Annotated in this window: 15 protein-coding genes and 1 tRNA gene; 9 read left to right on the plus strand and 7 right to left on the minus strand. The window is 61.5% G+C overall.

All coding sequences use genetic code 11. The features are described from left to right. Window positions 1–262: 262 nt before the first annotated feature. The 3 genes from NKI41_RS18555 to NKI41_RS18565 all read right to left on the minus strand — a co-directional run bounded on the left by NKI41_RS18555 (window position 263) and on the right by NKI41_RS18565 (window position 2,520). Window positions 263–1,252 (minus strand): BMP family lipoprotein, encoded by a 990-nt coding sequence (locus NKI41_RS18555; RefSeq protein ID WP_352469466.1) that lies wholly within the window; start codon window positions 1,250–1,252, stop codon window positions 263–265. Between the two features lie 215 nt (window positions 1,253–1,467). Further along, on the minus strand, window positions 1,468–2,130 hold the full coding sequence (msrA, locus tag NKI41_RS18560) for a peptide-methionine (S)-S-oxide reductase MsrA (RefSeq protein ID WP_352684455.1): 663 nt from the start codon (window positions 2,128–2,130) through the stop codon (window positions 1,468–1,470). Window positions 2,131–2,196: 66 nt separating this feature from the next. Then, window positions 2,197–2,520: a hypothetical protein gene (locus tag NKI41_RS18565; RefSeq protein WP_352469464.1), complete on the minus strand. Its 324-nt coding sequence runs from the start codon at window positions 2,518–2,520 to the stop codon at window positions 2,197–2,199. Window positions 2,521–2,950: 430 nt separating this feature from the next. Between NKI41_RS18565 and NKI41_RS18570 the strand changes: the two genes are divergently transcribed. Continuing rightward, window positions 2,951–3,040 (plus strand) — tRNA-Ser (locus tag NKI41_RS18570). A 215-nt stretch (window positions 3,041–3,255) separates the two neighbouring features. Here NKI41_RS18570 and NKI41_RS18575 read toward each other — a convergent pair. The 4 genes from NKI41_RS18575 to NKI41_RS18590 form a co-directional block, all read right to left on the minus strand. Beyond that, window positions 3,256–3,663 carry a hypothetical protein gene (locus NKI41_RS18575; RefSeq protein ID WP_023675307.1) on the minus strand — a complete coding sequence of 136 codons (408 nt, stop codon included), beginning with the start codon at window positions 3,661–3,663 and terminating at the stop codon, window positions 3,256–3,258. Window positions 3,664–3,933: 270 nt separating this feature from the next. After that, the gene (locus NKI41_RS18580; protein ID WP_352469463.1) at window positions 3,934–4,206 is read right to left on the minus strand and encodes a hypothetical protein; all 273 of its coding nucleotides are present in this window, start codon (window positions 4,204–4,206) and stop codon (window positions 3,934–3,936) included. A 462-nt stretch (window positions 4,207–4,668) separates the two neighbouring features. After that, window positions 4,669–5,268 carry a YdeI/OmpD-associated family protein gene (locus NKI41_RS18585; protein ID WP_352501935.1) on the minus strand — a complete coding sequence of 200 codons (600 nt, stop codon included), beginning with the start codon at window positions 5,266–5,268 and terminating at the stop codon, window positions 4,669–4,671. Window positions 5,269–5,388: 120 nt separating this feature from the next. Beyond that, window positions 5,389–5,814: a cupin domain-containing protein gene (locus tag NKI41_RS18590; RefSeq protein WP_352465923.1), complete on the minus strand. Its 426-nt coding sequence runs from the start codon at window positions 5,812–5,814 to the stop codon at window positions 5,389–5,391. A 321-nt stretch (window positions 5,815–6,135) separates the two neighbouring features. Between NKI41_RS18590 and NKI41_RS18595 the strand changes: the two genes are divergently transcribed. From NKI41_RS18595 to kdpB, 8 genes are all read left to right on the plus strand, one after another. Then, window positions 6,136–6,570: a DUF3597 domain-containing protein gene (locus tag NKI41_RS18595; protein WP_352539401.1), complete on the plus strand. Its 435-nt coding sequence runs from the start codon at window positions 6,136–6,138 to the stop codon at window positions 6,568–6,570. A gap of 372 nt (window positions 6,571–6,942) precedes the next feature. Next, window positions 6,943–7,173, plus strand: coding sequence for a hypothetical protein (locus NKI41_RS18600; RefSeq protein ID WP_352469460.1), 231 nt, complete (start codon window positions 6,943–6,945; stop codon window positions 7,171–7,173). 233 nt (window positions 7,174–7,406) lie between these two features. Continuing rightward, on the plus strand, window positions 7,407–7,595 hold the full coding sequence (locus NKI41_RS18605; RefSeq protein WP_352502669.1) for a DUF3606 domain-containing protein: 189 nt from the start codon (window positions 7,407–7,409) through the stop codon (window positions 7,593–7,595). Continuing rightward, window positions 7,595–7,777 (plus strand): hypothetical protein, encoded by a 183-nt coding sequence (locus NKI41_RS18610; protein WP_352469832.1) that lies wholly within the window; start codon window positions 7,595–7,597, stop codon window positions 7,775–7,777. The genes NKI41_RS18605 and NKI41_RS18610 overlap by 1 nt, the downstream gene beginning before the upstream one ends. Before the next feature lie 107 nt (window positions 7,778–7,884). Further along, complete coding sequence (locus tag NKI41_RS18615) at window positions 7,885–9,366, plus strand: hypothetical protein (RefSeq protein ID WP_352684457.1); 1,482 nt, start codon at window positions 7,885–7,887, stop codon at window positions 9,364–9,366. A gap of 334 nt (window positions 9,367–9,700) precedes the next feature. Continuing rightward, window positions 9,701–9,790 (plus strand): K(+)-transporting ATPase subunit F, encoded by a 90-nt coding sequence (locus tag NKI41_RS18620; RefSeq protein ID WP_023675300.1) that lies wholly within the window; start codon window positions 9,701–9,703, stop codon window positions 9,788–9,790. Between the two features lie 25 nt (window positions 9,791–9,815). Further along, window positions 9,816–11,519, plus strand: a complete 1,704-nt coding sequence (gene kdpA / locus NKI41_RS18625) for a potassium-transporting ATPase subunit KdpA (protein WP_352684459.1) — start codon at window positions 9,816–9,818, stop codon at window positions 11,517–11,519. A 213-nt stretch (window positions 11,520–11,732) separates the two neighbouring features. Next, window positions 11,733–13,826 carry a potassium-transporting ATPase subunit KdpB gene (kdpB, locus tag NKI41_RS18630; RefSeq protein ID WP_352684461.1) on the plus strand — a complete coding sequence of 698 codons (2,094 nt, stop codon included), beginning with the start codon at window positions 11,733–11,735 and terminating at the stop codon, window positions 13,824–13,826. The last annotated feature ends 7 nt before the right edge of the window (window positions 13,827–13,833 follow it).

A 13,833-nucleotide genomic window follows, 5' to 3' on the forward strand; every position in this document is an offset into this window, starting at 1 on the left:
AACCGCTAATCCTGCAATCCAAAAGCCGCTATCCGCCTCAATCAACATGCCAGATCAACGGCTTGCGGATAGTTCACGGTCGACTGCGGTGCCATCAAAAAAGGCGGCAAGGCGCAATTGCGCGACTGCCTCAACATCGCGCTCGCGCATCGGTTCGACTGTCGGCTGCATCTGCGTCCCCGGGGGGTTGATGGTTCACCGGCGTTTGCCAAAACAAAACCGCCGGGACCACGCCCGGCGGTTCGCAATCAGTGCCGGCGGATCAATACGGGCAGGCATTGTCCGACATGTAGTCGTGCACCTTGATGGTGCCGGCGATGATGTCGGCCTTGGCTTTTTCGACCGCCGCTTTCATCGCATCGTCGACAAGCGCCTTGTTGTTGTCGTCCATGGCGTAGTCGACGCCGCCTTCCTTGAGGCCGAGATCGTTGACGCCCGCCGTGAACTTGTCGTTCTTGGCATCCATGAAGGTGTTGTAGACGGCAACGTCGACGCGCTTGACCATCGAGGTCAGCACCTTGCCGGGCTGCAGGCCGTTCTGGTTGGAATCAACGCCGATGCCGAGCTTGCCGGCGTCGGCCGCTGCCTGCAGCACACCGACACCGGTGCCGCCCGCCGCTGCGTAGATTACGTCGGCGCCCTGGTCGATTTGCGTCTTGGCGATCTCGCCGCCCTTGGCCGGATCGTTCCAGGCTGCCGGCGTATCGCCGGTCATGTTCTGGATGACGTCGGTGGCCCCGGCCGCCTTGGCGCCGCCGACATAGCCGCAGCCGAACCTGCGGATCAGCGGAATATCCATGCCGCCGACGAAGCCGACCTTCTTGGTCTTGGAAGCCATCGCCGCCATCACGCCGACGAGGTACGAGCCTTCCTGCTCCTTATAGACCAGGGAGCGGACATTGGGCTTGTCGACGACCATGTCGATGATGGCGAATTTGGTGTCGGGGAACTCGGTGGCGATCTTGTCAAGCGCGTCAGCCCACGAGAAGCCCGCCATGACGATCGGGTTGCGGCCGTCCTCGGCGAAACGGCGCAGCGCCTGCTCGCGCTGGGTGGCGTTGCTGACCTCGAATTCCACATAGGGGATGCCGGTCTCGGTCTTGAACTTTTCAGCGCCGTGGAAGGATGCCTCGTTGAACGACTTGTCAAACTTGCCGCCGAGATCATAGAGGATCGCGGGTTGAATGTCCGCGGCGAAGGCCGGAAGAACCATTGCAGCTGCGGCCATGAGGCCGAGAACGATACGTTTCATGTGATCCACACCCCTGTCGGTTATTTGTCCATTATGCACCGCATGCCGGCCCGGTTCTCCGGCAGGCATACGGTGTCGGGCAGGAGTGTCTTCCTCCCGCTTCGGGTCAATCTGGCACGGCCCGAAACAAAATTCACGTGGAATTTTGACCCTTTGGAAAAGCATGGCGCCGCATCGCGGCGCCACAGCATATTCCTTGCGTCAGGGGCATAAAATCAGGCGGAGACGGCGGCCGGAATGGCGCAGGTGACGCCGGTTCCGTGCAGGCCGCAATAGCCGTAAGGGTTCTTCGCCAGATATTGCTGGTGGTCTTCCTCGGCGAAGTAGAATTCCGGCGCCGGCGCGATCTCGGTGGTGATCTTGCCGCGTCCGGCACCGCGCAGCGAAGCCTCGTAGGCATCGCGCGAGGCGAGCGCCGCCTGGTACTGCGCGTCGTTGAACGTATAGATCGCCGAACGGTAGGTGGTGCCGACATCATTGCCCTGGCGCATGCCTTGCGTCGGGTCGTGGCTTTCCCAGAACAGCTTCAAGAGCTCGGCATAGGACACGATCTTGGGATCGTAGACGACGAGCACGACTTCGGCATGGCCTGTCAGGCCCGTGCAGGTTTCCTGATAGGTCGGGTTGGGCGTGACGCCGCCGGCATAGCCGGCCGCCGTGACCCATACGCCCTTGACTTGCCAGAACAGGCGCTCGGCGCCCCAGAAGCAGCCCAGCCCGAACATCGCCATTTCCATCCCTTCGGGATAAGGACCCTTGAGCGGCCTGTTCGAGACAAAGTGCTTCGATGCCGTCGGGATCGGCCGGTCGCGGCCGGGCAACGCCTCGGAGGGTTTCGGCAGGTTGAGCTTCTTGTTCAGCATGTCGCTGAGAAACATGTGTGGCTTCCTTTTCTTCTTGGTTGAGCCTTCCTGGTACGGGATCACCGGGTCAGGCTGGAAATGTCAGGTTGCGGCGAACCGCCCGCTGGGGCGCTGCCGCCTGTAACCGATGGCATAAAGAATGAACGCCAGCACCGCGAACACGGCAAAGCCGGGCTGGCTGAGCACCCAGGCGATGGCACCGTCCCACAGCAGCGGGTTGACCTTGTCGCGGACGAAGCTTTCGAAGGCGCTGCGCGTATCCGGCGAAACCGCGAGCCAGCTGGTGTTGAGCGGAGTCATCACCAGCGCCGAAGCCGCCACCGAGCGGGTCGCATCGAGCACGGCCATGATGACCGAAACCGACAGCGCGATCATTGCGGCAAGACGGAAGATAAAGCGGAACATCCGGACCCTTCCTCCCCAGGAGTTTATCAGAATGTCGTGTGGACTGTTAAATAGGATCTGCGTGCTTTATCCGCAATCGCGACACGCGAAGTTGAACCTGCGGCCGCCGGTTCGCCGGGACCGGTGGCGCGCCGGGGACGGCAAGCACACCTCCGCCGCTCCTTTCGATAGGCTCCCAACGGGTGCCCCAGCGGCATGGGCTGAGCATCCGTATCCGGCAAAGCGAATAGACTGCCGTTATGTCTTGGCATTCGGCACCGGATCGACTAGATGAGCCCCGCGCCTGTTGCTTTGACGGCTCAGGTGCGGGGAAAGGGTATCCGCTGGTTGACGGCGCCCACGGCCGGAATTCCGGCACCGGAATCCCAAAGGAGATGCATCTCCCCAACCCGCGCGGCGAAACCGGCCGCGTCGAAAATGCTAAAGAGACGGAGAGGTGGCCGAGTGGTTGAAGGCGCACGCCTGGAAAGTGTGTTTACGGGAAACCGTAACGCGGGTTCGAATCCCGCTCTCTCCGCCAGTTAAATCTCACCGGCTCGCCGAGTCTGAAGGGACGCTGGACGGCGACTGCCGCTGCGATGCAGTATCTTGAGGCAGGCAGGCAGAGGGGGCGCGAAGGCTGCTGAGCGGCTTTCATCTTCGCCGCACCCTTACTTCAGATCAGCCTACAACCAATCGGCCCGCGCTTCACCAGAAGCGCGGGCTTGGTCGACTCGGCACCATCGCCCGCCCCGTCTAGCGCGGGACCGCTTGTATCCCCGAGACTGAGCGCTCTGTTTCGGCGGAGAAAACCACGAAGGCAAAGATAAGCACGGCGACAGCGACGATCATTGAGCCGGTGGCGACGATCGGCTCGAGCGCCGGATTTCCCTGCAGCATCAGGTAAAGAGCCGGCAGCATCACGACCAGGCCGAGATTGTAGACGCCATAGTGGATCATCGCGCTCCTGCGGGCAGCCTTCGCCGGGTTCAGCGCATAATAGCCGCCGAATATTGCACTGGTGACCCACCCCAGCAGGTTGATGTGCGCGTGAGCCGGAAACGCGCCGTGATCGCCTGAAATTGCCATCTGCAGGCCAGCTGCAATTCCCAGAATAAGAAAGATGATGGCTGTCTTGAAAAAGAGTTCCGAAACCTTAGGCATGTCATTCTCCCAAACCCGTTTTGCCGCCGCATCATGCTGTGGTTCCGGCGATCTTGCCAAGGGACCGTCGAGCCTGCGGAGCCATTTGTCGCCGGCCTGACAGCCCGTTGGCGGCCGGCCGCCGGGCCTGGCCGGTTGCGAGTCCAGCCAGCAAAAAAATATGCACTCACGCTAATTTAATTGCAACATTACCGGCCAGGCTTCCATGTCGTTCTCGCCAGGGAAGTGTCCTGCACGATGGTGGTGCCATACGCGCCAAAGGTCTGCCCGTCAGTGTTGCAGCAAGGCCTCGCCGAACTTCTCCCACAGCTGTGCGCAATCTGTTGCTCTGAGGCTGGGGGTTCCGACTGGGCCATATCTGATGACGGCGGCGTGAACATCATAGCCAACGATAGGTGCATTGGCGACAAAGTGGATAGCCTCGCCCAATCGGCGGGGGCCAATTGGCGCATCGGTTTTGTTGGTGATATCGAAGACACCACGAATATCCGCTTCCTGATTCCTGGCTGCCAACGCAGCCGCCATTACCCTTTCTTGCATCATCGAAATCTCTCCTATCGGTCTAAGTCTAAGAACCGCGGCTTGTGCCGGTCCGGCAGCTGACAACCGGCAAATCGAAGTGCCTTTTGCAGCATCTCGATTGGCTCTTGCTGCGAGCCACTCCGCCCGCTCCCGCGGCAAGCCGATAAGGCAACTGCCAGCGAAATCCGCAGGCACATCCACGGTCGCATCAAACACGGCCCACGTGCCAGTCGGCTCCTGAACGGGCAAAAACCTCATAACAGCGCCTGCTAATATACTATGCCGACTGTGAGGACGAGACTTTTTCCTGCATCAACTAAACGAATGAGAGCTGGTGTCGAAGTGCCGGGCGACGCTCGTCGAAAACAAATCGTCGGCGACATCGCCTGGATCGAAGGTGGGCCTGAGCAGCGATCCGGCCGCATTCGAGGTTCGCCGACAGGGACAAGCACAAGACGCAGCGCCGGCACGCCTCGTCAAATGTTACTTTCTGCCCTGCGGATAGATCGTCTCGCCGCGCTTCAGCATCTCCACGAACGCCGCGATCTTCTTCTTGCGTCCGGCTTCGGTTTTCATGTTGTGGATGCGGAAGGCGAGTGCGAAGCGGTTTTGCCCGCTGAGCTTTGCCAGCATCTCTTTCGCCGTGGGCTCGGCGTCTATTGCCGCCTGGAGGTCGTCGGGGATCTTCATCTCCTTGCCGCTCTTGTAGGCGCGCGCCCAGCGGCCGTCGGCCTTGGCCGCATCGACCTGCCTCAGCCCGTGCTCGGTCATCCGGCCCTCCTCGATCAGCCGGGCGACATTGTCGACATTGATCTGGCTCCAGGTGCTCTTCCTGCCGCGCGGGGTGTAGCGCTGCAGGTAGCTTTTGCCGTCCAAGGCCTTGCGCACTGCATCGATCCAGCCCCAGCACAACGCCGCGTCGATGGCTTGCTTCGGCGTGATCGACGGCAGTCCCGAATCGAGCTTATGGATCTTGATCCAGACTTCGTCCTCGCTGTCGTGATGCTCGCCAAGCCAGGCATGGAAGCTTTCGGCATCCCTGAACTCGCGCACCTTGGCGGGGTCGACCTTGACGGGCGCCATCAGCCGGTCCGCCCATGACGCGAGCGCGTAACGACGCCAAACCGCTTGCCGGCCGCGCGCGCGCTCACCTCAGCTCCGAGTTCGCAATCCGCAGGCCTGGTGATTCTCGCCGGCACGCATTCAGCCCGCACGATTGGGCGTTCCGAGGACATGGGATTTCGGCGGCAGCATGACGTTGTCGAATGTCTGCGTGAACATCGCCGCCGCAAAGAAAGCGACGGCGCGCAGGGTTTCGGTGCCGGTGTTGACGAGGTCGTGCCTGACCGGCGTCGGAAGTACCAGGACGCTGCCCGGCCCGACCGGGTGGGTGGTGCCGCCCTCAATGTGTAGCTCGCCGGTGCCGGCGATGATGTATTGCGTCTCTTCGGTGGCGTCGCTGTGCCAGCCGAGCCGCTTGCCGGGCTCGATCTCGTAGACAATGACCGAGGACTGGGTGGTGCCGTGCCCGCCGTAAACCGCGAAAGCGCCGGCCCATTTGACCGACGGATCGTCCTCTGCCCAAACCAGCGAACGTTCGAGCCTGTCCGATGCGACGACTGCTGTCATGGCTTCGTTCCTCTCAGCGAATTGCGAACACGAATCTAGATGATTTTTCTGGTCTGCGTCAGCAAAACTGGCTGCTGACCGTTCCCTCGTGCATTGCGCGTGACGATTTGTCGGGCCGCGATCCGACCTATTCTACTCTCGGGCCGGATCACTGAGCCGATACCCCAATGCAACCAAGCCTTTACCTTTTAGTCAGTTTTGAGTTGCCCCTGCGTTGCGTTCGTGGTCCGGTACAACCAGGGCGCTCAATGCGGCATTCGGCAACGGTCGCCTCACCGACCGTCAGGGCAACACACCGTCGAGCCAATACAGGAGATAGCAATGGGCATTTTCGACAGTATCAAAGGTGCGATTTTCGGAAACGCGGTTGCGGGCGAAGCGCCGCCGGCGCAACCGTCTCCCGCGCCTGCTTCGAGCACGGCCACCCAGCCGACGGCGCCTACTCGATCCGCCCCGGCTGCAACCCCGGCTCCGGCCGCGCCGGCCGCGCCGTCCTCTGCCCCTGACATCGCTGCCATTCTCGACAAGGCGGTGGCCGCGAGGGGGCAGAAACTCAACTGGAAGAATTCGATCGTCGACCTGATGAAGGCTCTGAATATCGACAGCAGCCTCGGCGCCCGCAAGGAGCTTGCCCACGAGCTGAACTACACCGGCGATATGAACGACACTGTAACGATGAATCTGTGGCTGCACGACGCACTGATGAAAAAGCTGGCCGAGAACGGCGGCAAGCTTCCGAGCGACCTGGCCGCCTAGAGTCACAAGACAAGCAATTCCAGGAAAACGTGTGAACGGTTTTCCGTCCGGAATTGCGTCAAACAAAAAAGACAGACCGGTTCTGCCCGCACCGTGGTTCTTGCTGCGCCGGCTTCGGCCGCAACCGAGCAGACGACACTGCCAAGCATCAGACTGCCCGTAAATAAAACTGAGACCGATCCCGGCCGCCGGGATTGGGTCCATGGCGAAGTCGCATGGCACAAAAGCGCTGCCCTCGCGCCCGGATTGCCTCCCGCAAAACCGACGATTTCGGTCGCTGCCCACGCGCTGGTAGGACCACCATTTTGCTGGCGAAACGCGACGTTCGGCGTATCATTCTCTCGGGAGAGGGTTCATGGTGGGAGGAAGCCAATGAACGTGGTGAAGCGGGTGACGGTCGCCGACTTGACAGCCCAAGAGCTTGTTTCATCTGCGCTTTCACGGTTCGGTGCCGGCGACACCATATCGACGAGGGCGATGCTGGACATCGTTCGCAGGACGGCTCCGGCCTGCGGCAACAGTGACGACGATCTGGTCGAGCTTATCGTCATGACGGCGGTTGGTAGGACCATGGGCGTCGTGTTCGACCATCGCTCCCATTAAAACAATCTGGAACGAACATCAGGCTGCGCCCAGGAGCAGTGGCGGGCGGTGGCAGCGCCGCCAAAGAGGCCGGCCTGTTTGTGCGTGAAGGTCGGCCTGGCACCAAGCCATTGCTTTGAGCAAAACCGCTGCTCATGCCGGGTCATGCCCGAAGCCGGTAGTTGGGCGACACGCTCGAAGGAACTCGCTGAAATCTTGCCCGTTATGCTCTCGTTGAGATGAGGAGAGCTGCCATGGCCGACGACAAAACCAAGACCGACAGTCGCGACCGCTCACGAGTGGCGGGCGGCGAAGACTACGAGGTACGTCACTTCGCCGAGGAAGCGGGCATTACCCCTGAGCAGGCGCGCACGCTGATCAAGCGCCACGGCACCGACCGCAAGGTGCTGAACGAAATCGCCGAGAGCATAAGAGCGTCGTAATGGCTGACAAGAAAACCGCAATGGCCGACCGCAAGACGCGCGATCTGGACGAAAAGGAGGCTCTGCGCCTGGCCGAAACCACCGACGTTTCGCCGAAGCAGGCGAAGGATCTGATGCGCAAGCACGGCAAGGACAGCCCGAAGGTCGAGAAGGAAGCCAAGAACTTCAAGGCCGAGGGCTGAGCCGCCCAGCCGGTTGGACGCGCGGCATGGGGCCGCGATCCTGCGGCTTATCGGTTTTCTAACAAATTCGGCCTATCCCTTCCGCTATCGCGGCTCAGGGATGCCATATGCGCGGGATATCTGGTGGGGCGAGGCCGTCGATAGACGACATACGGCATGTGAGGCTGATGTTTTGCCTGGTGGCGGCGGTCGTGATGGCGGCGGCGCTCCTCGCCTTTGCCCACTCCCTCCTGCAGGATCCCGATAGCTGGTGGCACATCAAGGTCGGCATGGATATGCTGGCACGCCGCACATTCCCCACCGTCGACATCTATTCCTATACTTTTGCCGGCCAGCCATGGATCGCCAAGGAATGGCTTAGCCAGGTCCTCCTTGCAATTGCCTTTCAAGCCGGCGGCTGGAACGGCGTGGTGCTGCTGGCGACTGCAGTAATCGCGCTTACGGCCTTCTTGACGTCGTGGTATCTCAGCGCGTGGTTGAAGCCGACGCTGGCGATAGGACTGACGCTGGTTCTCGCGCTCTTGATCGGGCCAATCTATGTCGCCCGGCCGCACATCTTTACCTTGCCCATCATCGTCGTCTGGACCGCCGGTCTTTTCCAGGCCGCACGCAACGAGAAAGCACCGCCCTTATGGCTGCTGGCGCTGCTTTGCCTCTGGGCCAATCTCCATGCCACCTTCACCTTCGGTTTCGTCATCGCCGCCTTCGCCGGCCTCGATCTCGTCATGCGCACACGCTTGTCGAACCCCCGGCTGCTGGCCAAGTGGATCCTTTTCGGGCTGCTTTGCCCACTGGTCAGCCTGCTCAATCCCTATGGCGTCAAGGCCATACTCGCGACATTCACCGTGGCCTATGGCAATGAGGCGGTGCCTTACATTGCGGAGTGGCAGCCCTTCGACGCCGCGCGGCACACCCTCCAGGAGGTGGCCCTGCTGGTGGCGCTTTTCGGGCTGCTCGTGTCGAGATTGCGCATTGGCTGGGCCAAGGCGCTGTTCCTTGTCTTCACGTTGCACGTCTATCTCACCCACATACGGTTCATGTACCTGTTCTTTCTTCTCGTGCCGGTGGTCCTTGCCGTCGAGGTCGCGCAACAATATCCAGCGCTTTCAGCCGAGAAATGGGCGGCGGAAAAGCGTGACGGACTTGAACAATTTTTCACACGGCAATTTTCCAGGATTTGTGCTGGACTTGCCGTTTTGCTGGTTTTGGCGGCTGCCGCCTTCACGAGCTATCCGATCGCGCCGAGCCAGAAGACCTCGGCGAGGGACGCACTGGCCTTTGCCCAAACCCATAATCTGTCGGGCAATCTGCTGAACTCCTACGATTTCGGCGGCACGCTAATTTTTCATGGCATCAGGACGTTTATTGACGGCCGCGCGGATCAGCTCTTCCTGAATGGCTTTACGGAAACGGATGAGCAGACTGGGCACAGCCGGGGCAAGCCGATCCTGAAAGCCCAACTCGACAAATATACGATAGGCTGGGCATTGTTGACCGCCGACGACAGCCGCATTCCGTTCTTCGACCAACTGGGCTGGAAGCGGGCCTATGCGGACGATTACGCGGTGATCTACACCCGCGCGGACTGAGCCCCGGCAGCTTCGCGCGCCGGTGCGCACCTCCCCCCTGAAGCTTCGGCCAGCGCCGAGGCGGCGAAATCCTTATGGGATTTTGATTTCTTTGCTCCGCGTCCCGTCTCGAACCTTTATGGCACTTTGATCCATATTCACGGGAGCGGTGTATCCAGCCGCCGATATGATGCGGCGACGGGTTTGGATAGTTTGTTAAAGTAAACAAACAAATACAACATGAGGAAAACGCGCGGTGGACATAGTTTTTGTCGCGATTGGAATCGCGTTCTTTGCTCTATGCTTCGGCTACATCAAAGCTTGCGACAAGCTGTAAGTTTAGGGGGATCGTAACATGCTTTTCGACTATATCCTCGGCGGCGCCGTGACCTTGTTTCTTCTCGCCTACCTGACATACGCCCTCGTTCGCCCGGAACGCTTCTGATCTCCGCTGGCAAGGAGCCAACCCCATGACAATCAACGGATGGCTGCAGATCCTCGTCTATTGCGGGATCGTCGTTCTGCTGGCCAAGCCGCTCGGCGGCTACATGCATCGCGTTTTCAGCGGCGAGCGCACATTCCTGTCGTCAATTCTGGCCCCGCTCGAGCTCGGGCTCTACCGCATATCAGGGACCAGCGAGCGCGAGGAGCAGCACTGGACCTCCTACGCGGCGGCCCTGCTGTTCTTTAACCTGGCCGGCTTCCTGGTGCTCTATTCGCTGCAACGGCTGCAAGGCGGCCTGCCCTACAATCCGGCCGGCATGACCGCCGTCGAACCTGGGCTGGCCTTCAACACCGCCGCCAGCTTCATGACCAACACCAACTGGCAGAACTACGGCGGCGAAAGCACGATGTCCTATCTCGTGCAGATGGCCGGCTTGACCGTGCAGAATTTTCTGTCGGCGGCGACTGGCGTCGCCATTGCGGTCGCATTGATCCGCGGCTTTGCCAGGGCCTCAGGCAAATCGATCGGCAATTTCTGGGTCGATATGACCCGCGGCACGCTCTACCTGCTTTTGCCCTTTTGCATCGTGTTGACTCTCGTCTATGTCTATCTCGGCATGCCGCAAACGCTCGCTGCCTACGTCAACGCGACGACGCTCGAAGGCGCGCAACAGACTATCGCGGTCGGGCCGGTCGCTTCCCAGGTTGCCATCAAGATGCTCGGCACCAATGGCGGCGGTTTCTTTAACGCCAATGCAGCGCATCCCTTCGAAAATCCCGATGCAATCTCCAACCTGATCCAGATGGTGACGATCTTCGCCCTCGGCGCGGCGTTGACCAATGTCTTCGGCCGCATGGTAGGCAACCAGCGCCAGGGCTGGGCAATTCTGTCGGCTATGGGCGTGCTGTTCATCGCCGGCGTTGCCGTCTGCTACTGGGCGGAAGCCGCCGGCAATCCGCTCGTCCATGCGCTGGGCGTCGACGGCGGCAACATGGAGGGCAAGGAGAGCCGCTTCGGCATCGCCCTGTCGGCACTGTTTGCCGTCATCACCACGGCCGCATCCTGCGGCGCGGTCAACGCCATGCATGACAGCTTCACCGCACTCGGCGGCATGATCCCCATCATCAACATGCAACTCGGCGAGGTTATTGTCGGCGGCGTCGGCGCCGGCTTCTACGGTATCCTGATGTTCATCGTCATTGCCGTTTTCGTCGCCGGGCTGATGGTCGGACGCACGCCCGAATATCTCGGCAAGAAGATCGAGGCCAAGGAGGTCAAGATGGCTATGCTGGGCGTGCTCTGCCTGCCGCTTGCAATGCTGATCTTCACCGCTATCGCGGTGGTGCTGCCGACCGGCGTTGCTTCCATCGCCAATGCCGGCCCGCACGGCTTCTCCGAGGTTCTCTATGCCTACACCTCGGCCGCGGCGAACAATGGCTCCGCCTTTGGCGGCCTCAGCGGCAACACGCCCTGGTACAACGTAACGCTCGGCATCGGCATGCTGATGGGCCGGTTCCTGGTCATTATTCCGGCGTTGGCGATTGCTGGCTCGCTGGTTGCAAAGAAGACCGTCCCTGCCTCCGCCGGCACCTTCCCGACCGACGGTCCGCTGTTCGTCGGGCTGCTGGCCGGTGTCATCCTGATCGTCGGCGGCCTGACCTTCTTCCCGGCCCTGGCGGTCGGACCGATCGTCGAGCACCTGGCGATGATTCACGGTCAGACATTCTGAAACGGCGATGCCCTGGTTCAAGATCATACCTCGAAAGGTCCGGCATCGCCCCGAGCCGGAGGGGGAGAAAACGCCCCCTCCTTTCCCGACGCTGTCCACATTCCTCGCTATTGCGGCAGCCTTGATCATGATCTGGCTGCTGGCTTACGGGCCGCCGCACCTTCGTTCGGCACACGATCGACCGGTCAACAACATCGACACTGGAGCTACCAAATGAGCCCGTCGAAATCCGTGAGCATCATGGATACCCGCATTCTGTGGCCCGCTATCGGCGGTTCCTTCAGAAAACTGAACCCGCGCACCTTGATGCGAAACCCGGTGATGTTCGTCGTCGCCGTCGTCTCGGCGCTCACCACCGTGCTGTTCGTCAAGGATCTCGTTACCAGCGGCGGCGATCTTGGCTTCACGCTGCAGATCATCATCTGGCTGTGGTTCACCGTGCTCTTCGCCAATTTCGCCGAAGCGGTGGCCGAAGGCCGCGGCAAGGCGCAAGCTGACTCGCTGCGTCGGGCGCGAACCGAGACGCAGGCCAAGCTGTTGAACGGTGGCGACCGCAGCAAGTTCAAACTGGTGCCCGGCACCAGCCTGAAGGTCGGCGACATCGTGCTTGTCGAAGCCGGCGACATCATCCCCTCGGACGGCGAGGTGGTCGAAGGCGTGGCGTCGGTCAACGAGGCGGCCATCACCGGCGAATCCGCACCGGTCATCCGCGAATCCGGAGGCGATCGTTCGGCGGTGACCGGCGGCACGCAGGTCTTGTCCGACTGGATCCGCGTGCGCATCATTGCGGCTGCCGGTCATACGTTCCTCGACCGCATGATCTCGCTGGTCGAGGGCGCCGAGCGCCAGAAGACACCCAACGAGATCGCGCTCAACATCCTGCTCGTCGGCATGACGCTGATCTTCGTGCTGGCGACGGCGACGATCCCGAGCTTCGCCTCGTATTCGGGCGGCTATATCTCGGTGACCGTGCTGGTCGCCCTGTTCGTTACCCTGATCCCGACCACAATTGGCGCCCTGCTGTCGGCTATCGGCATTGCCGGCATGGACCGCCTGGTGCGCTTCAACGTGCTCGCCATGTCGGGCCGCGCCGTCGAGGCGGCCGGCGATGTCGACACGCTGCTGCTCGACAAGACCGGAACCATCACGCTGGGCAACCGTCAGGCGACGGCATTTCGTCCGGTCAAGCGCGTCACCGAACAGGAACTGGCCGACGCGGCTCAGCTTGCCTCGCTTGCCGACGAAACGCCGGAAGGCCGCTCGATCGTCGTCCTGGCGAAGGAAAAATACGCTATCCGCGCCCGCGACATGGCAAGCCTGCACGCGACTTTCGTGCCCTTCACCGCGCAAACCCGCATGAGCGGTGTCGATCTGGAAGGCTCCTCGGTCCGCAAGGGCGCAGTCGATGCGGTACTTGCCCACGTCAACCTCTCGACCGTTGCCACAGGCAGTATGCGCCCCGGCAGCGACACCGTCCGCGACCTTCAGGCGATCGCCGACGAGATCGCCAAATCGGGTGGCACTCCACTCGCGGTCGAGCGCGACGGGCGCCTGCTCGGCGTCGTCCATCTGAAGGACATCGTCAAGGGCGGCATCGCAGAACGCTTTGCCGAATTGCGCCGCATGGGCATCCGCACGGTGATGATCACCGGCGATAATCCGATGACCGCGGCGGCGATCGCGGCGGAAGCCGGCGTCGACGACTTCCTTGCCCAGGCGACGCCCGAGGACAAGTTGAAGCTGATCCGCGACGAGCAGGCCAAAGGCAAACTGGTCGCGATGTGCGGCGATGGCACCAACGATGCGCCGGCCCTTGCGCAGGCCGATGTCGGCGTTGCCATGAACACCGGCACGGTCGCGGCGCGCGAGGCCGGCAACATGGTCGATCTCGACAGCGATCCGACCAAGCTGATCGAGATCGTCGAAATCGGCAAGGCGCTGCTGATGACGCGTGGCTCGCTGACCACCTTCTCCATCGCCAACGACGTGGCCAAGTATTTTGCCATCATCCCGGCAATATTCGCCGTCTTCTACATCGCCCCGGGCCAGACCGCCGGGCCGCTGCAAGCGCTCAATGTCATGCATCTGGCGACGCCGCAGAGCGCTATCCTCTCGGCCATCATCTTCAACGCGCTGATCATCATTGCGCTGATCCCGCTGTCGCTGAGGGGCGTCAAATACCGCGCGGTCGGCGCCGGTGCGCTGCTCAGCCGCAATCTCATTGTCTATGGCCTTGGCGGCGTCGTAGTGCCCTTCGTCGGCATCAAGATGATCGACATGGCCATCACCGCTCTCGGTCTCGCCTAAGGAACCA

The organism is Mesorhizobium sp. M0601 (assembly GCF_040320845.1).
Lineage (GTDB): Bacteria > Pseudomonadota > Alphaproteobacteria > Rhizobiales > Rhizobiaceae > Mesorhizobium.